The following is a 22,195-nucleotide window of genomic DNA, read 5'->3' as shown; positions in this document are numbered from 1 at the left end:
GTGTGATACTATGAATGAGTTGAAAAAAGGAGGAGTATTATGGTTGAGATTATCGCCACGGTGGAATCGATCGAGCAAGCACAGCAGCTGATCCCTTATGTTGATACATTGTTTTTTGGAGAAGAGACATTTGGGCTGCGCCTACCGGCCTCTTTTTCTCGTGAAGAGCAAATCAGACTGATCGACATGGCCCACGAAGCTGGAAAGAAAGTGACGATCGCGGTCAATGGCATCATGCACCCAGAAAAAATGAAGCTGATTCCAGAATACCTAGCATTTCTGAAGACCAATCAAGCCGATCAAATCGCTCTCGGAGATCCTGGGATCATTTACCGCATGAAGCAAAATCCAGAATGTGCCTTGCCATTTATCTATGCAGGGGAAACCTTAGTAACAAGCGCTCGTCAAATCAATTTTTGGGGACAAAAAGGGGCAAGGGCAGCCGTTTTAGCGCGAGAAGTTCCTTTCGAGGAAATGAAAATCATGGCCCCGCAACTAAATATTCCTGTGGAAGTATTGGTTTATGGTGCGACCTGCATTCACCAATCGAAGCGTCCGCTTTTACAAAATTATTATAACTATACCCAACAATCGGAAGAAAAGAACCACGATCGTGGGTTGTTTTTATCCGAACCGAAAAAAGAAGAAACCCACTATTCCATTTATGAAGATAGCCACGGTACGCACATTTTTGCCAATAACGACATTAATTTGATGCTGCAGCTGGCGGAATTAGCCGAAACAGGCTTTCAAACCTGGAAGTTGGACGGAATCTATACACGAGGGGCAGCCTTTGTGGCAATTGCTAAACTGTTTGCCCAAGCCAAGACCCTTGTAGAAAGTGGGGAGTGGCAAGCAGAGCAAGCTGCTGTGCTCAGTGAACAAGTTGCCCAACTTCATCCGGCAGAACGTGGGTTAGACACTGGATTTTATGCCATCGATCCTGACGATATCAAGTAAGGAGCAAGAACAAATGACCGTTAAACAAGCTTTGAAACGACCAGAAGTGTTAGCACCAGCTGGTACGTTAGAAAAATTAAAAACAGCGATCCACTATGGCGCTGACGCTGTCTATATCGGCGGCAATGCCTATGGCCTACGGAGTCGCGCGGGAAACTTTACCTATGAAGAAATGGCGGAAGGGGTAGCTTTTGCCAAAGCCCACAACGCAAAAGTCTATGTAGCAGCCAACATGGTGACCCACGAGGGCAATCAAGAAGGTGCAGGGGAATTCTTTCGGGAATTGCGAGATGTCGGTATTTCGGCAGTGATCGTTTCTGATCCCGCTTTGATCCAGATCTGCGCAACAGAAGCGCCAGGTCTACCGATCCATTTGTCCACCCAAGCCAGTGCCACGAACTATGAAACATTGGAATTTTGGCGGGAAGAAGGCCTAGAACGGGTCGTTCTCGCCCGAGAAGTGTCGATGGAGGAAGTCGCTGAGATCCGCAAAAATACTAGCGTGGAGATCGAAGCCTTTATTCATGGCGCCATGTGTATTTCTTATTCTGGCCGTTGTACTTTGTCCAATCATATGTCGATGCGAGACGCCAATCGCGGCGGCTGTTCGCAATCTTGCCGCTGGAAATATGATCTGTTTGACATGCCCTTTGCAACGGAACGAAACAGTTTGACTAAAAACGGGACAGTGGAAGAAGAGTTTTCCATGAGTGCTGTGGATATGTCGATGATCGAACATATCCCGGATTTGATTGAAAACGGCGTGGATAGTTTCAAAATCGAAGGCCGCATGAAATCGATCCACTATGTTTCAACCGTGGCGAACGTTTATAAAGCAGCCGTGGACAGTTACATGGCCGATCCAGAGAACTATGTCTGCAAACAAGAATGGATCGATGAACTGTGGAAAGTTGCGCAGCGAGAGCTTGCCTCAGGCTTTTACTACGATACCCCAAGTGAAAATGAGCAGTTGTTTGGTCCGCGTCGGAAAATTCCGCAATACAAATTTATTGGGGAAGTCATGGCGTATGATCCGGCAACAAAAACAGCTACGATTCGGCAACGGAACCACTTTTCCGTTGGCGATGAAATCGAATTTTACGGTCCCGGATTCCATCACTTTCACCAAACCGTCGAAGTCATGTATAATGAAGACGGTGAATCCATCGATCGTGCACCAAATCCTATGATGCTGCTGACGATGCCGGTCAAAGAACCGGTGGAAGTCGGAGACATGATTCGGAAGAAAAAATAAGGTCGAGAGTTTCTCTCGGCTTTTTTTGTTGAATCAATCCAGCCAAAAAGGATCGATGAGAACATAGACAATCTTAAGGAGGAAACAACAAATATGGAAACATACGACTACATAGTAATTGGCGGCGGCAGCGGCGGGATCGCCTCAGCCAATCGAGCAGGAATGCACGGCGCCAAAGTATTATTGATCGAAGGCAATGAATTAGGCGGCACCTGTGTCAATGTCGGCTGTGTGCCGAAAAAAGTCATGTGGCAAGCCAGTGAGATGTTAGAAATGATCAAGCGGGACGCAACTAGCTACGGCATTTATCCACATGTGGATAAATTTAATTTCACTGAGCTTGTGGATAACCGTGAAAAATACATTGATTTTTTACACACAGCCTATCAAAAAGGCTTAGACAGTAACAATGTAGAAGTTATCCACGGTTATGCACAGTTTGTGGATAACCACACGGTTACCGTCAATGGGGAAAACTACCATGCAGCAAACATTTTGATTGCCACCGGTGGAAAACCTAGCGCGATGAATATTCCCGGCGGTGAGTACGCTATTGACTCGAATGGTTTTTTTGCGTTGCGAGAAGCACCAAAGCGTATGGTCGTCTTAGGGGCAGGCTACATCGCAGCCGAAATCAGCGGTGTCAGCCAACAGCTGGGCAGCCAAGTGGCTTGGGCGTACCGCAAAGAGCGGCCATTACGAACCTTTGACAAAATGCTTGCGGATAATCTTGTGGAGATGTACCAAGAATCAGGGATCGAAACTTATGCAGGCTACATTGCCTCTCGTATCATTAAAGAAGGTGACGAGTATCTCGTTCACTTTGAAAATGGTGAAACCTTGACCGGCGATTGCGTCCTTTTTGCTGGTGGTCGCGTGCCGAATACGGATAAGTTAGGCCTAGAAAACACCGATGTCCAATTGGATGAAAAAGGGTTTATCATTGTGGACAAATATCAAACTACTACGGCTGACACGATTTTTGCAGTGGGTGATGTCATTGGAAAATTGGATTTGACCCCCGTTGCGATCGCCGCCGGTCGTCGCTTGTCTGAGCGCTTGTTCAACGGTCAAAGCGGTGCGTACTTGGATTATCACTTAGTACCGACGGTCATCTTTACGCATCCACCGATTGCCACGATTGGTTTATCCGAAGAAGCAGCCTTGGCAAAATATGGCCAAGAGCAGATAAAGGTGTATCGTTCGCGCTTTACACCGATGTACTTTGCTTTAAATGAGTATCGCCAAAAATGTGAGATGAAATTGGTGTGCTTAGGAGAAGAAGAAAAAATCATCGGTCTGCACGGCATCGGGATCGGTGTCGATGAAATGTTGCAAGGCTTCGCTGTAGCCATCAAAATGGGTGCTACGAAAGCAGACTTTGATCAAACCGTTGCCATTCATCCGACGGGGTCAGAAGAATTTGTGACGATGCGTTAAAAGAAAAAAAGCCTCAACGGACAGATGATTTGTCCGTTGAGGCTTTTTTTGCGTATAAAATTCTAGCTATCAACTAAAAAGTCCCCAAAAGTAGATCAGAAATCGAACCTTGGGGGCTTATTTCAGGATGATCCCAGCTGCTGGGTTTATCCTAGATCCTTGATCAGTTCTGACGCCCAAGGATCTGAGCAGTGATCTGATAAAGATATGTTTTGGTTTCATCTTTGGTCTCAGGCAATTTCTGGATCGCCTGCAAAGCTTTTTTCGTGTAGTCGGCAGCGAGTTTCTTGGCTTCGTCAATACCGGCGCTTTCTTGGACGATCCGATAGACTTCATGGGTATCCGCCTCAGTCATGGCAGCTTGTTTTTCCAGCAGTGGCAACAGTTGTTGGCGGTCATTTTTCAATGCCATCAACAGCGGCAGGGAATAGACGCCTTGCCGAACATCTTCCAATACTGGTTTTCCTAAAGCAGCCGCATCTTGACTGTAATCCAAGACGTCATCCATGATTTGAAAGGCAAGGCCAATGGCTTCGCCGATCTCACGGGCTTGATTGGCAAAGCGCAAGGAGGTGCCGCTTTCGTAAGCCCCGATAAAGCAGCTTAAGGCAAACAATTCAGCGGTTTTGCCGCGAATGTTTTCTAAGTAATCCTCGATAGTGACGGACAAATCGTATCGTTTGCTCATTTGTCCTAATTCGCCGGCCAGGATTTTTTCCATACTACGGGAATTCATTTGCAAGCTTTTCATGGAGCTAGCATAATCCGCCATCAATTTGAAGCAGCAGACGAAGAGGTAATCACCAGCATAGACAGCGACATCGTTGCCAAATTCGGAACGAATGGTCGGCAGCTTGCGTCGGGTGTCCGCATGATCGACGATATCGTCGTGGATCAGCGAAGCAGTGTGGAGCATCTCGATCGAAGCCGCCAATGCGACGGCTTTTTCGCGATCTTTGTCGCTGCCATAAGCAGAAAAGAGCAGCTGATAAGCAGGACGCAGCAGTTTTCCACCTGAATGGATCATGGACAGGATCGCTTGTTCGACCTCTTTGTTTTTTAATTTTAATGATTTTTCCATCAATTGCAAGGAGGCAGATAAGTCAGCTTGCAGTGCTGGATACTCTTGCCACATGGAATGAAGTTTCATAATTAACTCCTTTATTCTGAATCCGAGCGCCATTTGACTTTGGTCTGGCGTTCATAATCAATTTGAAAACGGCGCAGTGTTTCAACACGACGCAGCAAGTAGTTGGCGGCGATCCCGATAGCGATCCCGGACAAGATCCCAAAGAAAGACAGGACCGGCAAGTAGAGCATTACGCTCCAGGATTGAGCGATCCATGAGGCGGTGATCAACTGTCCGACGTTGTGCAAGAAACCGCCAGCCGCACTAATGCCGATGATACTGACACGCTTAGGCCCCAACTGTTTCACCAAAGACATCCCAAAGTAGCTCAGTAAGGAACCACTCATACTATATAAGAAGGTTGAAACCGTTCCTCCTAGTAACGTCGTTAAAATCAGTCTTAGCCAAATCAAGAGAAAGCTGTCTTTTTTCGGCATGGTGAACAATGCAATAATGGTAATTAAATTTGCCAAACCTAGTTTCGCACCAGGCGCAAAGGCAAATGGATAAGGGATCATATTTTCAACTAAACCAATCACGACCCCTTGGGCGACCAGCAGTGAGATGAAAATTATTCGTTGTAATCGACTCATAAGCAAACGATCAATAGATTAGATCGTCGGTCTCACTCCCATCTGCGGCTTGGATTTCGATCACCAATTTATGAGGTAGACAGACGATGGTTTCCCCATTATTACTGGCCCAGCCACGGCGCACACAAATCTGGTCGCCGCAATCAGCTTCCTTGATTCGGATCCGATCGCCTTCGATCTCCAGTAAATTGGTATCCCCGTCTTCATCTTCATAAAGATAGGTGTACGTTTTTTGACCTTCAACTAAGTCAAAACGTTTGATTTCTGTCCCATCGACCCGCAAGACGGCTTCTTTGTCCGCTGTTTGCGTCTGGCCAAAAATAAAAATCGGTAAAAAAGAGCTGAGGATCAAAACAAGTATGATGACGCCATCCCATGGTTTTAAATGGGCATCGCGGATAAATTCTTTTAGTTTCATCAAAAAAGACTCCTGTTCTTTCATGTGATGTGTCTCATTCTAGCATAAGAAGACAAGATTCTACTAGCTGAATCCTCAATAATCCACCGATTTCTGTGCAAGGACGATCAAGAAAAAGTTCTGTACTTGGAAAGAGACCAAGACACTGATTGAAAATCAGAATGTCTTAGTCTCATGAAGTCGTACAGGTATTCTATTTTGCTGGCTTATTTATTGCCATATAAGGAGCGAGGGGTACCGTACCACCATTTTCCAAGGGTACGTTGCAACCATGGGATTACCCAACGATCTAAACCGACTGCGCGTCCTGAACCGTTCATCAAGGCAAACGCAACTGGAATGAACCAGATGTTTACCCAGTAGAACATACCAGACATACAGAAAGTCAACACTAAAACGATGGTCGTTGCGTTCACTAACCAAGTGAAGAGACCAGCCATCAATGCAAGAGCTAAAGCAATTTCAAAGAAGACCATGAATTTTTGGAAGAACATTGCAACGTCGTTGTTTGGCATAATAAATTGCATAACTTTTGTGAACCAGTCAGGTGATTTTTCGATCACGATCATTGGTTGTTCACCGTAAGCATAGCTCAAACCAAAGTGTGCGGCTTGTGTCGCTGCATCGGCTGCTTCGCCGGCGCCACTAGCGGCACTTGCTGCATCGGCTGCTTCACTAGCACCACTTGCTGCATCAGCGACTGTTTGATATTCCCAAGTCCAAGGGAATACGCTGTTGCCTTGGAACCAAGAACCTTCACCGAACCAAGTACCAGGTTTGAAGACTTCCCCATTCGTACCTAAAATTTTCTTGAAGGCTTCAACGAACCAGACAAGACCATAGAAAATACGAAGCGGAACACTCCACAAGACGTTACCGTAACGAGACGTGTGACCACGGGCTACTGTCCGGTCATCTTTGATGTGGAAGATTTCATGCATCAAGTATTGGAACATGTAGTAACCAGAACGAATATCAAAGAAGTATTTCAAGTTAACGATGTGTTTCATAATGATCGCTAAGAAACCGCTCAGGTGAATCTTATTGAATAAGTTCGCCACGCCCCATTTGGCACCAATCGAAACCATAAATCCTTGGTAGTTTCCTTTGAATTTATGTTTTTCGCCGCCTTTGATGGCTGAAACGATGTTCGTTGCTGCAGTGTGACCTGTTTGTTCAGCTGCTTGCACGATTTGTGGTGTTGGTGTATTCGGGAATTCTTCGAAGTAAACCAAGTCACCAATAATATAGATGTTTTTGTCTTCGTAGCCTTTTGCTTCCATGAACTCATTGGCAACTAGACGGAATCCACGAGCGGTTTCTAAACCGAAATCAGCAGCATCGCTAGTTCCTTTGACACCGGCAGTCCAGATCAATGTGTGGGTTGGGATTGTTGAACCATCTTTTAGTTTGATGTGATCAGGTGCCACTTCAACGATTGGTGCATTCAAGACAAGATCAACATTGTTTTTCTTCAAGTAGCGTTCTGCTTTGGCTGCATCGTTACGATCAAGCATGTTCAAGATCGTTGGCATTGCTTCAACAACTTTCAAGCTGATTTCACTTGGGTCCAATTTATAATCGGAAGCTAAACGATCTTTCCAATCGATCAGTTCACCGATCATTTCGATCCCAGTAAACCCAGAACCACAAACGACAAAGGTCAACATTGCTTTGCGTAATGCTGCATCTGGTTCGATCGCTGCTTTTGCGACAGTTTTTTCAATGTGTTCGCGAATGCGGACAGCATCGTCAAATGACCATAAAGTAAAGCCATTTTCTTTAACACCAGGTGTACCGAAGTCATTCGGTTCGCCACCCATCCCTAAAATCAAGTAGTCAAATGAATAGCTACCTAATTTTGTTTGGACGGTTTTATTTTCTTTATCGATCCCAGTTACTGTATCGGTTACTAAACGAACATTTTTCTTGCGTGAGAACAAGCGCTGCAAGTCATATTGAATTGCGGTAGGTTCTACACGTCCTCCAGCGACTTCATGCAGTTCAGTCATCATCGTATGATAAGAGTGACGGTCGATCAATGTTATCTCAACATCATTGTCTTTTTTCAATTTCTTTGCCATGTACTTCGTAGCAGAAACGCCTGCATAACCGGCACCGACAACGACAATGTTTTTCTTTGCCATTGCAAATCTCTCCTTAATAAAAATAATCTATGATAATAATTACACAATCGTTCCTATTATATAGACAAATGGTTCATTTGTCTAACGATTCTGATGAAAAAAACGCATATTTCCTGAAATTCGTGAAAACTTGCGAAAATCAAAAATTAAGTCCTTTTTCCGTAAAAAAGCGGAAAGGAAGCGGTTGACATATCGTAAATTTACTTTACAATGTTAGATGTATCACAAACTTTTTTGTGGGGAAAATAAACAAGTAAAAGGTGGATAATTATGAAAGCAAAGAAATTGATTGTAGGTATGGCGGTATTTTCATTCGCAGCATTGTTGTTAGGGGGATGCGGAGCAGACGACAATAACACAGCTTCTTCGTCAACTAATGAAAGTACATCACAAACTTCTGCAAGCGATTCAGCATCAACAGAAAGTACAGAAGCGACCGTTGTTGCGGGCGAACCAATGCAAGATGGGACGTATCGTTTAGAAGAAAAGAACTACAAAAACGACTACCGTGTTACTTTTGAGATCACAGTCAAAGACGGCAAAATCGTTGAATCAAAATATGACAACGTGAATGCTGATGGCGAATCAAAAACAGAAAACACTGAATACAATGAAACGATGAAAGAAAAAGCAGGCATCAGCCCAGAAGAATTTATTCCTAAATTCAATGAAGAATTAGTTGCCGCACAAAGCCCTTCTTCAATCGAAGTAGTTTCTGGCGCGACTCATTCCTTTGATTCCTTCCAAAACTATGCACAACAATTGATCCAAGCGGCGCAAGCAGGCAACACGGAAACCATTGAAATCGACAATGGTGCAGACTTGCAAGACGGAACCTATACATTAGAAGAAAAGAACTACTCAAACGGTTACCGCGTGGTCTTCTCAATGACTGTGGCTGACGGTAAAATCGCTGAATCAAACTACGACTACCTGAACGAAGCCGGCGAGTCGAAAAAAGATGATGCAGAATACAATGAAAACATGGAAGCAAAATCTGGCACTGGTCCAGAAGAATTCATTCCAAACTTCAATGAAGCTTTTGTTTCTGCAGTCAATGCTGAAGATGGTTCTGTAGCAGATATGGACGTCGTTTCTGGTGCAACCCACAGCTTCCACAGCTTTGTTATCTATGCACAACAATTGTTGAATGCCGCTGAAAAAGGCGACCAAACAACCATTGAAGTCGATAACTTTGTTACTGAATAATCACAACTTTTTTGAATGAAGAGGACAGCATTCGTTTTGAATGCTGTTTTTTTTCGTGGGCAGCCATGAGAGGGGAAAAGTTCGTGCAAAAAAAAGCAATCTGGTGAGTACTTTTTTTAAAAAGAAATGGGTTCTTTAATGATGGAAAGCATCGATTAAGGATTCCTAAAATACCTTGAGAAATCACGGAATGCCCCTTTTCATTCTGCCAAAAAAAGGCTATTATATGAAGGTTGAAGACAATAGAAAAGAGGAAAATCATGAAAAAGAAAGTAACGTTTTTTCTGATGTTTGTTTTTTTAGGCACAATGTTGGCAGCTTGTGGCAGTAATCAGGAAGCAACGACGCTGCGGGAAGAACCATATTTTCAAGAAGAATTTTTATTAGGCACTTATACTCGAATCCGCATTTATGATGAAGGCAAAGAGGACGCTATGAAGCCAGCCTTTGACCGCATCAGAGAATTAGGCGATAAAATCACCATCAACCAAGCAGGATCAGAGATCGATGAAATCAATGCGCAAGCTGGCATCAAACCAGTGAAGGTTTCGGATGATATTTATTATTTGCTAAAAGAAGCTTACGATTACAGTGTGAGATCAGAAGGCGGCTTTAATATGGCCATCGGTGCCATCACCCAATTATGGCGAATCGGCTTTGATGATGCCCGCAAGCCAGAGCAATCTGAGATCGATGAAGCATTGAAACATATCAATTATGAACAAGTCGAGTTTAACGATGAAGATCAAACCGTTTATTTAAAAGACAAGGACATGATCCTTGACCTTGGGGCGATCGCTAAAGGATATATCACGGACGAAGTCGTCAAAGTGTTGAAGGACAATGGCGTGACTTCCGCGATCGTCGATTTGGGCGGGAATGTCTATGTGTTAGGTCATAGTAACCGTGGCACAGATGAGCCATGGAATGTCGGAATCCAAGACCCGAACAAATCTCGCGGCTCGATTATCGGTAGTATCAAAGAAACCAATAAAACAGTGGTTACTTCAGGGATCTACGAACGCTACTTAGAAGTAGACGGCAAAACGTATCACCATATTTTTGATTCTGAGACTGGTTATCCTTACGATAGCGATGTAGCAAGTGTGACTGTGATCACCGACAAATCCATCGATGGTGACGGGTTGACTACGGTGGCGTTTGATAAAGGGGTCAAAGAAGGCTTGGCTTATATCGAACAGCATACCGAAAAGGGGACCGATGCGATCTTTATCACAAAAGAAGATAAAGTGTACGTAACAGACGGCATCAAAAATACCTTTGAGCTTTCAGAGGAATCAGGCTACACGATGGGTGATCGTGCTGATTTAGAATAGGAGGAGTGAAAGATGTCTCTTTCAGTGTTTTTAGAAGTAGTGGAGATCCGTACCAAAGTGGCCAGTGTCTTCCCCTTCATTATGGGTGTGTTGTTCTCGTTGGTGTATTTTCATGAATTTCATCCTTTGAATACCGCAATCTTTTTTCTGGGGATGTTGCTGTTTGATTTGACGACAACGTCCATCAACAATTATATGGATTTCAAAAAAGCCAAATCAGAAACCTACAAATACCAGCACAATGTGATCGGGCGAGAAAACATCTCAGAAGCTACTGTTCGCAATCTGATTTTTGCGATGTTGGCAGGAACCTTGTTAATTGGTCTTTACTTGTCGTTTGTCACTGGCTGGTTGCTGCTAGTGATGGGGTTGGTCGTTTGCTTTATCGGAGTCTTTTATACCTTTGGCCCCATTCCGTTATCGCGGATGCCTTTAGGCGAGGTGTTCAGCGGCGTAACGATGGGATTAGGGATTTTTGCCATCACGATCTATATCAATACTATTGATCAAAAAGTGTTTTATCTGGCACTGGATTTTGCGAACGGGACCTTTGGCTTAGTGGGGAACCTCTGGGCCGTTTGTGCCATCGTGTTGGCATCCTTGCCATTGATTTTCACGATTGCTGACATCATGTTAGCCAATAACTTGCGGGATCTGGAAGCCGATATCGAAAATCACCGCTACACACTGGTGTACTACATCGGTCGCGAAGCAGGTATCCGTCTGTTTCAAGGAATGATGCTAGCTTCCTACGCCGCTATTTTATTGGGCCTCTTGATTGGTCTCTTCCAATGGCCGATATTGCTCGTGTTTCTGACACTGCCAAAAATCCGCCAAAACTTGAAAGAACATCAAGCCAGCCTGCCGCACCCACGTAGCTTCGGCTATTCGATTAAAAACATGATTTTATTCAACAGCAGCTATGCCTTGGGCTTACTTTTGTGCCTGCTGTGGCAATTGCTGTAAAAGAAAAGATCGACCTGCTCTTGAAAGAGCAGGTCGATCTTTTTTATGTGGGGAATGAAAGAGCGCATAAAAACTGTAGAAAAGACATGATAAAAGAACAAGCATCCTACTTATTATGAAAAGATGAGGCTCGCTTTCTCTGCGGAATTGATCGTAGCAGTAAAGTTTGTTTGGGAGCTGCCTAGGTTGCTTTTTATTTAACCCCTCGGAATAAGCAGGTCTGTTTATGGAGTGTTTGTGTTTACGCTTGCTGTGACTGGTTACCTACGAAAGCAGCCTCAATACCGTTCCAAACTGATTTCTCCAGAAGAAAGCACCTTGCGCTCCGTCGCTGTTTCCACCACTAATTCACCGGTGTTGGTAATGTCTTTGGCGATCCCTTCATAGGTCACACCTTGTTGCGTAAATTGAACGGTGCGGCCCAAAACGAAGGATTTCTGCCGATAGCGGGCCATATAATTCATGTCAGGCAGTTGCGCTAACAATTGGAAGAACCGACGCCAAATTTCTTGGATCAACGCGACCCGAGAAAAGGTTGGATACTCTTCACCAGGAAAGAGTGAGGTTGCTTTTTCCCGAATCTCTGCTGGAAACTGCTGTTGCGGAATTGAAAAACTGATGCCGATACCGATCACAACCGAAGTAATACGGCCTGTCTCAAAGTCACTGGTTGCTTCAGACAAAATACCGCAGATTTTTTTTCCATCTAAGTACAGATCGTTGACCCACTTAATGGCCGTTTCCTTCATTAGAAGGGCATCGATGGCTTCGGCAACTGCTACCGCCGCCAGAACGGTATATTGCGGCAATTCTTGAAACGCTTGGTTTGGTTTTAAAAGCAAGCTCATATAGATCCCTTGTTTTTTCGGTGAGAAAAACGGTCGTTCGAAGCGGCCATGACCGCCTGTTTGCGTTTCGGTCAAAAAAAGGGCGGGGGTTGCCAGTCCACTATCCAAAGCGGCAATCTTGGCTTCTTTCATGGTGGATTCAACAGCTTCCTTGATTTGAATCGTGGGAATCATCGGCAAGGCTGCCGCAAGTGCTGTTTGATCGTAGCGATCATCCGAGACAAAGCGATAGCCGTTGGCCAAGTGTTCGAAATGATAGCCTTCTTTCTCGAGTTCTTTAATGGCTTTCCAGACTGCGGTACGAGAGATCGACAAAGCTTGGGCCAGTTTCTCTCCAGATAGCACAGTATCTTCTTTTTGTAATAAGGTCAGTATTTTTTCTTTTGTCGTCATAAGGATATCCTTCCTAATGTTTCACGTGTAACGTTTTCGTTAGCATAGCAAGAAATCGGCAAAAAGCAAAGTAGTTTCTTACGAAAAACCGTCCACACCAGCCTTGTTTTTTTCTTTAGAAAATCTTAGGAAATGGGTGCGCCAGAAAAGCATTGTAACTTCCAATGAAAGCTTGACAGAGAAGTGCTTCATCTGTATAATAAGGAGTTGCAAAAACTATCTGAACGAAAAAAGCAGAAACGAAATATTGTCCGTTTCGGCTTAGGAATAAGGAAACAAAAGTAGAAAATGCCCAATGCATCCGTTCTATTTTTGGTTTTTTTTTGCCTAAAAGCCGCAAAAAATGCTTTCTGTAACCTATATTTAATATTTGTTACAGTTTTGTAAATAATCGGATAGCCTTTTTGAAAGACTTTATGAAGAGGTGAAGAGCTTGGCTGGACACGTAGTAAAATACGGAAAGCATCGCGAACGTAGAAGTTTCGCACGGATCAGTGAAGTATTAGAATTACCGAATTTGATTGAAATTCAAACCGACTCTTACCAATGGTTCCTAGATGAGGGCCTCAGAGAAATGTTTGAAGATATTTTGCCAATCGAAGGATTCAACGGTAACTTGTCCCTAGAATTTGTGGATTATGAATTGAAAGAACCAAAGTATACAGTAGAAGAAGCCCGTGCCCATGATGCAAACTATTCGGCACCATTACATGTTACTTTGCGTTTGACGAACCGTGAAACCGGGGAAATCAAATCCCAAGAAGTATTCTTTGGTGATTTCCCATTAATGACTGAACAAGGAACCTTTATCATCAACGGGGCAGAACGGGTTATCGTTTCTCAGTTGGTCCGCTCTCCAGGTGTATATTTCCATGGCAAAGTCGATAAAAACGGCAAAGAAGGCTTTGGTTCAACTGTTATCCCTAACCGCGGTGCGTGGCTAGAAATGGAAACTGATGCCAAAGATATCTCTTACGTACGGATTGACCGTACCCGTAAAATTCCTTTGACGGTCTTAGTCCGTGCCCTAGGGTTTGGTTCTGATGACACGATCTTTGAAATTTTCGGCGACAGTGAATCATTGCGTAACACGATCGAAAAAGACTTGCATAAAAACGCAAGCGATTCTCGTACCGAAGAAGGATTGAAAGATGTTTACGAACGTCTTCGTCCAGGCGAGCCAAAAACAGCAGACAGCTCACGCAGCTTGCTGAACGCACGTTTCTTCGATCCAAAACGTTACGACTTAGCAAATGTTGGTCGCTACAAAGTAAACAAAAAATTAGACTTGAAAACACGTCTATTGAACTTGACCTTAGCAGAAACCTTGGTTGACCCTGAAACAGGCGAGATCATTGTTGAAAAAGGCACTGTTTTGACTCACCAAGTCATGGAAACACTAGGCGCATTTATCGATAATGGCCTAAACAGTGTAACGTACTATCCATCAGAAGATGGGGTCGTTACCGAACCAATGACGGTCCAAGTCATCAAAGTCTTTTCACCAAAAGATCCAGAACAAGAAGTCAACGTGATCGGTAATGGCTATCCAGATACTGCCACACGTACCGTTCGTCCAGCAGACATCATTGCTTCAATGAGCTACTTCTTCAACTTGATGGAAGGCATCGGCAATGTCGATGATATCGACCACTTAGGAAATCGTCGGATTCGTTCTGTTGGTGAATTATTGCAAAACCAATTCCGGATCGGGCTTGCTCGGATGGAACGTGTCGTTCGTGAACGGATGTCGATCCAAGACACCGAAACCTTGACACCGCAACAATTGATCAATATTCGTCCAGTTGTCGCAAGTATCAAAGAATTCTTTGGTTCTTCTCAGTTGTCACAGTTCATGGACCAAACAAACCCACTGGGTGAGTTGACCCATAAACGTCGTCTATCTGCCTTAGGACCTGGTGGTTTGACCCGTGACCGTGCCGGCTATGAAGTCCGAGACGTTCACTATTCCCACTATGGCCGTATGTGTCCGATCGAAACGCCTGAGGGACCAAACATCGGGTTGATCAACAGCTTGGCCTCTTATGCCAAAGTCAACAAGTATGGCTTCATTGAAACACCATACCGTCGAGTTGACCGCGAAACAGGCCGTGTTACAGACAAAATCGATTACTTGACTGCCGATACCGAAGACCACTACGTTGTGGCCCAAGCAAACAGCTTGTTAAATGAAGACGGCTCTTTCGTAAACGACGTTGTTATGGCGCGTGCTACTTCTGAAAACTTGGAAGTATCGATCGATAAAGTCGACTACATGGACGTATCACCAAAACAAGTAGTCGCAGTCGCAACCGCATGTATTCCTTTCTTGGAAAACGATGACTCCAACCGTGCCTTGATGGGTGCCAACATGCAGCGGCAAGCTGTACCATTGATCAATCCGAAAGCACCTTGGGTTGGTACTGGTATGGAATACAAATCAGCACATGACTCAGGAGCTGCTTTGTTATGTAAACATGATGGAATCGTAGAATACGTGGATGCAGCCGAAGTGCGCGTTCGTCGTGACAATGGCGCATTAGACGTTTATTCTGTTACCAAATTCCGTCGTTCAAACTCAGGAACCAGCTACAACCAACGTCCATTAGTGGCACTTGGTGAAAAAGTGGAAAAAGGCGACATCTTAGCAGATGGCCCATCTATGGAACAAGGTGAAATGGCATTAGGACAAAACGTCTTAGTCGCATTCATGACTTGGGAAGGGTACAACTATGAAGATGCCATCATCATGAGCCGTCGTTTGGTAAAAGATGATGTTTACACTTCTGTCCATATTGAAGAATATGAATCAGAAGCCCGCGACACAAAATTAGGACCTGAAGAAATCACTCGCGAAATCCCGAACGTTGGGGAAGACGCGTTGAAAGACCTAGACGAAATGGGCATTATCCGCATTGGTGCGGAAGTCAAAGATGGCGATCTGCTTGTTGGGAAAGTCACTCCAAAAGGGGTAACGGAACTTTCAGCAGAAGAGCGTTTGTTGCACGCAATCTTTGGTGAAAAAGCCCGCGAAGTGCGTGACACTTCTTTACGCGTGCCTCACGGCGGCGGCGGAATCGTCCACGATGTCAAAATCTTTACCCGCGAAGCTGGCGATGAATTGTCACCAGGTGTGAACATGCTGGTTCGCGTTTATATCGTTCAAAAACGGAAAATCCATGAAGGGGATAAAATGGCCGGGCGTCACGGAAACAAAGGGGTCGTTTCTCGCATTATGCCAGAAGAAGACATGCCTTTCTTACCAGATGGCACACCAGTCGATATCATGCTGAACCCATTAGGGGTACCTTCTCGGATGAACATTGGACAAGTATTAGAGTTACATTTAGGAATGGCTGCGCGTCAATTAGGCATTCACGTGGCAACACCAGTCTTTGATGGTGCCAGCGATGAAGATGTTTGGGCAACGGTTGCTGAAGCAGGAATGGCCAGCGATGCCAAAACAGTGCTTTACGACGGACGTACCGGCGAACCATTTGATGGCCGCATCTCCGTTGGTGTCATGTACATGATCAAATTGGCCCACATGGTCGATGATAAATTGCATGCCCGTTCCATTGGACCTTACTCATTGGTTACGCAACAACCATTGGGAGGAAAAGCCCAATTTGGTGGACAACGTTTCGGAGAGATGGAAGTTTGGGCACTGGAAGCATACGGTGCTGCTTACACCTTGCAAGAAATCTTGACCTACAAATCAGATGACGTGGTTGGTCGTGTGAAAACATACGAAGCGATCGTCAAAGGGGAACCAATTCCAAAACCAGGTGTACCAGAATCATTCCGCGTATTAGTAAAAGAATTGCAATCACTGGGTCTAGACATGCGCGTCCTAGATATCGATGATGCAGAGATCGAACTGCGTGATATGGATGATGACGATGATGATTTGATCACCGTTGATGCCTTAACAAAATTTGCGGAGCAACAAACAGCCCGTGAATTAGAACAAAAAGCACAAACAGAAGCTAAAAATGCCGCCGACGCGTTGAACCAACAAATCGAGACAGCAGAAGATCGCTTGCAATAATAGACGGCCCTCGCTATTTCCGCCACTAGCGGAAATAGCCCCCGTTCTATCGGATATGTCCATGAAATGAAATGGAGGGAACCTTTTTTGATCGATGTAAATAAATTCGAAAGTATGCAAATCGGTTTGGCTTCTCCTGAAAAAATCAGAAGCTGGTCTTATGGTGAAGTAAAAAAACCAGAAACCATTAACTACCGTACGTTAAAACCTGAACGCGAAGGGTTGTTTGACGAGCGTATTTTCGGTCCAACCAAAGACTGGGAATGTGCTTGCGGCAAATACAAACGGATCCGCTATAAAGGCATCGTTTGTGACCGTTGCGGCGTGGAAGTAACACGTTCAAAAGTGCGTCGTGAACGCATGGGACACATTGAACTAGCAGCACCAGTATCACACATTTGGTACTTCAAAGGCATTCCTTCACGGATGGGTCTTGTTTTAGACATGAGCCCACGTGCATTGGAAGAAATCATCTACTTTGCTTCTTACGTAGTGATTGAACCAGGAAACACCAGCCTTGAGAAAAAACAACTATTGACTGAACGGGAATACCGTGAAAAACGTGACCAATACGGTCAAGAATTTTCAGCAGCGATGGGTGCCGAAGCCATCAAACAATTATTAGATGGCGTTGATCTTGAAGGCGAAGTTGCTGAATTGAAAGAAGAATTGAAAAACGCAACTGGTCAAAAACGGACCCGTGCGATCCGCCGTTTGGATATCTTAGAAGCATTCCGTGCTTCAGGAAACAAACCAAGCTGGATGGTTATGGACGTTATCCCAGTTATCCCGCCTGATTTGCGTCCAATGGTGCAATTAGAAGGTGGACGTTTTGCCACAAGTGACTTGAACGACTTGTATCGTCGTGTAATCAACCGTAACAACCGTTTGAAACGCTTGTTAGACTTGAATGCACCAAACATCATCGTTCAAAATGAAAAACGGATGCTGCAAGAAGCAGTCGATGCCTTGATCGATAACGGTCGTCGTGGCCGTCCAGTTGCAGGGCCAGGGAACCGCCCATTGAAATCTCTTTCTCACATGTTGAAAGGGAAACAAGGTCGTTTCCGTCAAAACTTGCTAGGAAAACGGGTCGACTACTCAGGTCGTTCAGTTATCGTCGTTGGTCCATTCCTTAAAATGTACCAATGTGGTCTGCCAAAAGAAATGGCGATCGAATTATTCAAACCATTCGTGATGCGGGAACTTGTTTCTCGTGAAATCGCGTCAAACATCAAAAATGCCAAACGCAAAATCGAACGTCAAGAAGACGAAGTTTGGGATGTCTTAGAAGATGTTATCAGAGAACATCCAGTGCTATTGAACCGGGCACCTACGCTTCACAGATTAGGTATCCAAGCATTTGAACCAGTCTTAGTTGAAGGCCGTGCCATTCGTTTGCACCCACTTGTTTGTGAAGCCTACAATGCCGATTTCGATGGAGACCAAATGGCCGTTCACGTACCATTGAACGAAGAAGCGCAAGCAGAAGCACGTATGCTGATGTTAGCAGCCCAAAACATTTTGAATCCAAAAGACGGAAAACCAGTTGTAACACCATCTCAGGATATGGTCCTAGGGAACTACTACTTGACGATGGAAGAAGAAGGCCGTGAAGGGGAAGGCATGATCTTCCGTGACATGGACGAAGCAGTTACGGCATGGCGCAATGGCTACGTGCATTTACACACACGGATCGCTATCAATCCAAACACTTTAGGGGACAAACCATTCACGTCTGAACAAAAACAACGCTTGATGGTAACAACGGTGGGTAAAGTGATCTTTAACTCGATCATGCCACCAGAATTCCCATTCTTAAACGAACCGACAGACTACAACTTGACGGTTCAAACACCAGACAAGTACTTTATTGAAGCTGGTACAGATGTGCCTGCCTTCATCAAAGAACAAGAGCTTGTTGGCCCATTCAAGAAGAAAAACTTAGGAAACATCATTTCAGAAGTCTTCAAACGTTTCCGCATCACTGAAACGTCACGCATGCTTGACCGCATGAAAGACTTAGGATACAGCCATTCAACAATGGCGGGTATCACCGTTGGTATCGCTGATATCATGAACTTGCACGAAAAACATGAAATCATCGACAATGCCCACAAACAAGTTGAAACGATCACGAAACAATTCCGTCGTGGATTGATTACCGATGACGAGCGTTATGAACGAGTTATTGGTGTTTGGAATGCAGCCAAAGATGAAATTCAGTTAAAACTGATGGAATCATTGGAAGCGAAAAACCCAATCTTCATGATGTCTGATTCCGGTGCCCGTGGTAACATCTCCAACTTTACTCAGCTTGCTGGGATGCGTGGATTGATGGCCGCGCCTAACGGACGAATCATGGAATTGCCGATCATCTCAAACTTCCGTGAAGGTCTATCTGTCTTAGAAATGTTTATCTCGACCCATGGTGCCCGTAAAGGGATGACCGATACCGCCTTGAAAACAGCCGATTCCGGTTACTTGACACGTCGTCTCGTTGACGTTGCCCAAGATGTTATCATCCGTGAAGACGATTGTGGTACTGACCGTGGTTTAGACATTCAAGCAATTCGCGAAGGAAACGAAATCATCGAATCCTTAGAAGAACGTTTGATTGGACGTTACACACGTAAATCAGTGATCCATCCTGAAACTGGCGAAGTCCTTCTAGGGGTCAATGAATTGATCACTGAAGATTTAGCTAAAGCCATCGTGGACGCTGGTATCGAAACAGTATCCATTCGCTCTGTCTTTACATGTAACACCAAACATGGTGTATGTAAACATTGTTATGGCCGCAACTTAGCTACTGGTTCTGAAGTTGAAGTTGGGGAAGCAGTCGGTACCATCGCTGCCCAATCAATCGGTGAACCTGGTACTCAGTTGACCATGCGTACCTTCCATACCGGCGGGGTTGCCGGAGACGATATCACGCAAGGTCTCCCTCGTGTCCAAGAAATCTTTGAAGCCCGTAATCCGAAAGGACAAGCGGTCATTACCGAAGTTACCGGAGAAGTCATCGATATCTCAGAAGACCCATCAACTCGGACCAAAGAAGTGACTATCAAAGGGGAAACCGATACGCGTACGTATACCGTTCCTTATACTGCCCGGATGAAAGTAGCAGAAGGCGACTTTATCCATCGTGGTGCGCCATTGACGGAAGGTTCGATCGATCCAAAACAACTGTTACAAGTTCGCGATGTCTTGTCTGTTGAAAACTACCTATTACGGGAAGTTCAACGCGTTTACCGGATGCAAGGGGTAGAAATCGGCGACAAACATATCGAAGTAATGGTTCGTCAAATGCTGCGTAAAGTCCGCGTCATGGATCCAGGTGATTCAGGCATCTTGCCAGGAACATTGTTGGATATCGCCGACTTTAAAGACCGCAACTACGACACATTGGTAGCCGGCGGCGTTCCTGCAACTAGCCGTCCAGTCCTACTAGGAATCACGAAAGCATCTTTGGAAACCAACAGCTTCTTGTCTGCTGCGTCCTTCCAAGAAACCACTCGTGTGTTGACCGATGCAGCGATTCGCGGCAAGAAAGATCCACTTCTTGGATTGAAAGAAAATGTTATCATCGGTAAGATCATCCCAGCTGGTACTGGTATGCCTCGTTACCGTGAAATGGAACCAAAAGAAGTAACAGTTGCCAGCGAAAATGTCTACAGCATCTCAGACATCGAAGCACAAATGGCTGCTGAAGACGCATTGAACAGCCAGAACTAATCAATGCCCAGCACCTGATTGACTCAGTGTGACGGAAAAGCTTGTCATTCTTCGGAATGGCAAGCTTTTTTGTTTAGCAAAAGGAAATGTTACGAAAAAGAATGCGTCCTTCTTTCATCCTAGAAAAGGGGCATTTGGAACAATAAATGAAAGCGTTATTTTTGAAATGTCCAAATCAGTGGACATCGATTAAGAAATACTCGAGCCAAAGAGGGCTATAGTAAAGATACGGAGGGAGACAGTATGAAGCTGAGCAAGAGAGAAACACGTTTGATTGAGCAGTTTATGATACAGGGGATGAATTTGACCGCTAATGAACTAGCCACAGCTGCTAAGGTTTCAACAAAAACCATTTATCGGACGATCAAGCGGATCAATGAGGCTGCTGGTTCAGAAATCATTCGGTCTGAAATCGGCAAAGGATTTTGTTTGGATTATGAAGCGTATCTCAAAGGCACGATTGAAAATCAAGAAACGGATCAACATGATGAGCCGCTTGAGCGGCGTCATGCGATTGCACTGCATGTATTGTTTAAATCACCAAAGCGATTAATGATCAAAGAGCTGTTCGCCCCTTACTATTTGAGTGAAGCAGTGATAAGTAGTGATATCAATCGTCTTTCGGAATATTTTCAGTACTTTGAACTCCAGTTGATCCGATCCGATAAGAGAATTGCAGTGATTGGTACCGAAAAAAATATCCGTCGCTGTGTCAGTGATCTCTTTACGAAAAACCATGTGTGGAATGAAGAAATGGTCGCGCAAAAATATCCCATCAATGCCTTTGATATCAACTTTATTACCTCCATTCTTGAATTCATTGAGCGAAAACTCGCGAACAGTATTGCGTATCCTTACAATATGAATATTTTCTCGCATCTGTATATTCTGATTTTACGAATGAGAGAAGGAGAAATTGACCGCGAAGAGATAATTGAGGGTTTAGATGAGGAAGAACAGCATTTGATTGAACAGCACCAAGAGTTTTATCAAGTTGCCAAACAAGTGATTGAAAAAATCAATGCCTATCTCGTGACGGAGCTACCAGAAAGTGAGGTATTTTATCTCTACCAGTATCTAGTGTCTTCCAGAGTGGAAAACAAACCCTTGGCAATGACCAATCTGACAAAAGAAGCCAGCGAAATCACGGAGTTTTTTACTAAGCGGATGGAAAAAGCACTGGGTATCAAATTGAACCAGCAAACAGACAAGACCAATCTACTTTGCCATATCCAGCCGATGCTCTATCGGCTAAAAAATAAAATCATCGTGAAAAATGGGCTGCTAAATGACATTCAACTAGAGTACCCAAGGATTTTTGAGCAAGTGGCACAAGTCAGCAAGGAAGTGGAGCAAACCTATGGAACGAATCCCATATCGGAAGACGAGATTGGTTTCTTGGTTCTGTATTTTGTGAAATTTAAAGTCATTCGTCGGCGCAGACAGCGAGTCTTAATCATGTGCAGCAGCGGCGTAGGGACCTCTGAACTGCTGAAAGTCAAAGTCCAACGGGCATTTCCAGAGTTGGATATCGTGGATGTGCTTTCCGCTCGGATGTATCGAAAGCATGCGCAAGACTACCAGGATATCGATCTGATCTTAACCACCATTAATTTGCCAGTAGAAACGAAGGTGCCGACGATTTTAGTCAATTCGGTATTTACCAAACAGGATGAAAAGCGAGTCAAACAACTATTAGGAGAGATGTAAA

14 protein-coding genes are annotated in these 22,195 nt (G+C 44.5%); 9 read left to right on the top strand and 5 right to left on the bottom strand.

All coding sequences use genetic code 11. From position 1 onward, the window contains the following. The first annotated feature begins 39 nt into the window (after window positions 1–39). The 3 genes from IGK63_RS15780 to gor all read left to right on the top strand — a co-directional run bounded on the left by IGK63_RS15780 (window position 40) and on the right by gor (window position 3,655). The gene (locus tag IGK63_RS15780) at window positions 40–960 is read left to right on the top strand and encodes a peptidase U32 family protein (protein ID WP_016612060.1); all 921 of its coding nucleotides are present in this window, start codon (window positions 40–42) and stop codon (window positions 958–960) included. Between the two features lie 13 nt (window positions 961–973). Further along, entirely contained in the window at window positions 974–2,215 is a 1,242-nt protein-coding gene (locus tag IGK63_RS15775; protein WP_008381725.1) for a peptidase U32 family protein, read from the top strand. 93 nt (window positions 2,216–2,308) lie between these two features. Further along, complete coding sequence (gene gor / locus IGK63_RS15770; protein WP_429970041.1) at window positions 2,309–3,655, top strand: glutathione-disulfide reductase; 1,347 nt, start codon at window positions 2,309–2,311, stop codon at window positions 3,653–3,655. A gap of 163 nt (window positions 3,656–3,818) precedes the next feature. Here the strand turns inward: gor and IGK63_RS15765 are convergent, their stop codons facing one another. The 4 genes from IGK63_RS15765 to IGK63_RS15750 form a co-directional block, all read right to left on the bottom strand. Next, the gene (locus IGK63_RS15765; protein ID WP_034871960.1) at window positions 3,819–4,805 is read right to left on the bottom strand and encodes a polyprenyl synthetase family protein; all 987 of its coding nucleotides are present in this window, start codon (window positions 4,803–4,805) and stop codon (window positions 3,819–3,821) included. 11 nt (window positions 4,806–4,816) lie between these two features. Next, window positions 4,817–5,377 (bottom strand): Gx transporter family protein, encoded by a 561-nt coding sequence (locus IGK63_RS15760; protein WP_005232987.1) that lies wholly within the window; start codon window positions 5,375–5,377, stop codon window positions 4,817–4,819. A gap of 10 nt (window positions 5,378–5,387) precedes the next feature. Then, entirely contained in the window at window positions 5,388–5,795 is a 408-nt protein-coding gene (locus IGK63_RS15755; protein WP_034871962.1) for a NusG domain II-containing protein, read from the bottom strand. Between the two features lie 206 nt (window positions 5,796–6,001). Continuing rightward, a complete protein-coding gene (locus IGK63_RS15750) occupies window positions 6,002–7,942 on the bottom strand; it encodes an NAD(P)/FAD-dependent oxidoreductase (protein WP_016612065.1) in 1,941 nt (646 codons plus the stop codon). A 270-nt stretch (window positions 7,943–8,212) separates the two neighbouring features. Here IGK63_RS15750 and pplA point away from each other — a divergent pair, with 270 nt between their 5' ends. From pplA to menA, 3 genes are all read left to right on the top strand, one after another. Then, window positions 8,213–9,151 (top strand): extracellular electron transfer flavoprotein PplA, encoded by a 939-nt coding sequence (gene pplA, locus IGK63_RS15745; protein WP_016612067.1) that lies wholly within the window; start codon window positions 8,213–8,215, stop codon window positions 9,149–9,151. A 260-nt stretch (window positions 9,152–9,411) separates the two neighbouring features. Further along, window positions 9,412–10,488: an FAD:protein FMN transferase gene (locus IGK63_RS15740; RefSeq protein ID WP_016612068.1), complete on the top strand. Its 1,077-nt coding sequence runs from the start codon at window positions 9,412–9,414 to the stop codon at window positions 10,486–10,488. A 12-nt stretch (window positions 10,489–10,500) separates the two neighbouring features. Then, complete coding sequence (gene menA, locus IGK63_RS15735) at window positions 10,501–11,454, top strand: 1,4-dihydroxy-2-naphthoate polyprenyltransferase (RefSeq protein ID WP_429972546.1); 954 nt, start codon at window positions 10,501–10,503, stop codon at window positions 11,452–11,454. Between the two features lie 278 nt (window positions 11,455–11,732). Here the strand turns inward: menA and IGK63_RS15730 are convergent, their stop codons facing one another. Further along, window positions 11,733–12,695: a biotin--[acetyl-CoA-carboxylase] ligase gene (locus IGK63_RS15730; protein WP_016612072.1), complete on the bottom strand. Its 963-nt coding sequence runs from the start codon at window positions 12,693–12,695 to the stop codon at window positions 11,733–11,735. A 433-nt stretch (window positions 12,696–13,128) separates the two neighbouring features. Here IGK63_RS15730 and rpoB point away from each other — a divergent pair, with 433 nt between their 5' ends. The 3 genes from rpoB (at window position 13,129) to IGK63_RS15715 (ending at window position 22,194) form a co-directional block, all read left to right on the top strand. Then, window positions 13,129–16,746: a DNA-directed RNA polymerase subunit beta gene (gene rpoB / locus IGK63_RS15725; RefSeq protein ID WP_008381746.1), complete on the top strand. Its 3,618-nt coding sequence runs from the start codon at window positions 13,129–13,131 to the stop codon at window positions 16,744–16,746. An 87-nt stretch (window positions 16,747–16,833) separates the two neighbouring features. Then, entirely contained in the window at window positions 16,834–20,484 is a 3,651-nt protein-coding gene (gene rpoC, locus IGK63_RS15720) for a DNA-directed RNA polymerase subunit beta' (RefSeq protein ID WP_034871965.1), read from the top strand. Window positions 20,485–20,727: 243 nt separating this feature from the next. Beyond that, the gene (locus tag IGK63_RS15715; protein ID WP_429972545.1) at window positions 20,728–22,194 is read left to right on the top strand and encodes a BglG family transcription antiterminator; all 1,467 of its coding nucleotides are present in this window, start codon (window positions 20,728–20,730) and stop codon (window positions 22,192–22,194) included. Window position 22,195 lies beyond the last annotated feature (1 nt).

The sequence above is a fragment of the Enterococcus sp. AZ040 genome (assembly GCF_050499185.1).
Lineage (GTDB): Bacteria > Bacillota > Bacilli > Lactobacillales > Enterococcaceae > Enterococcus_D > Enterococcus_D entomosocium.
This window is presented reverse-complemented; position numbering and strand designations above follow the sequence as displayed.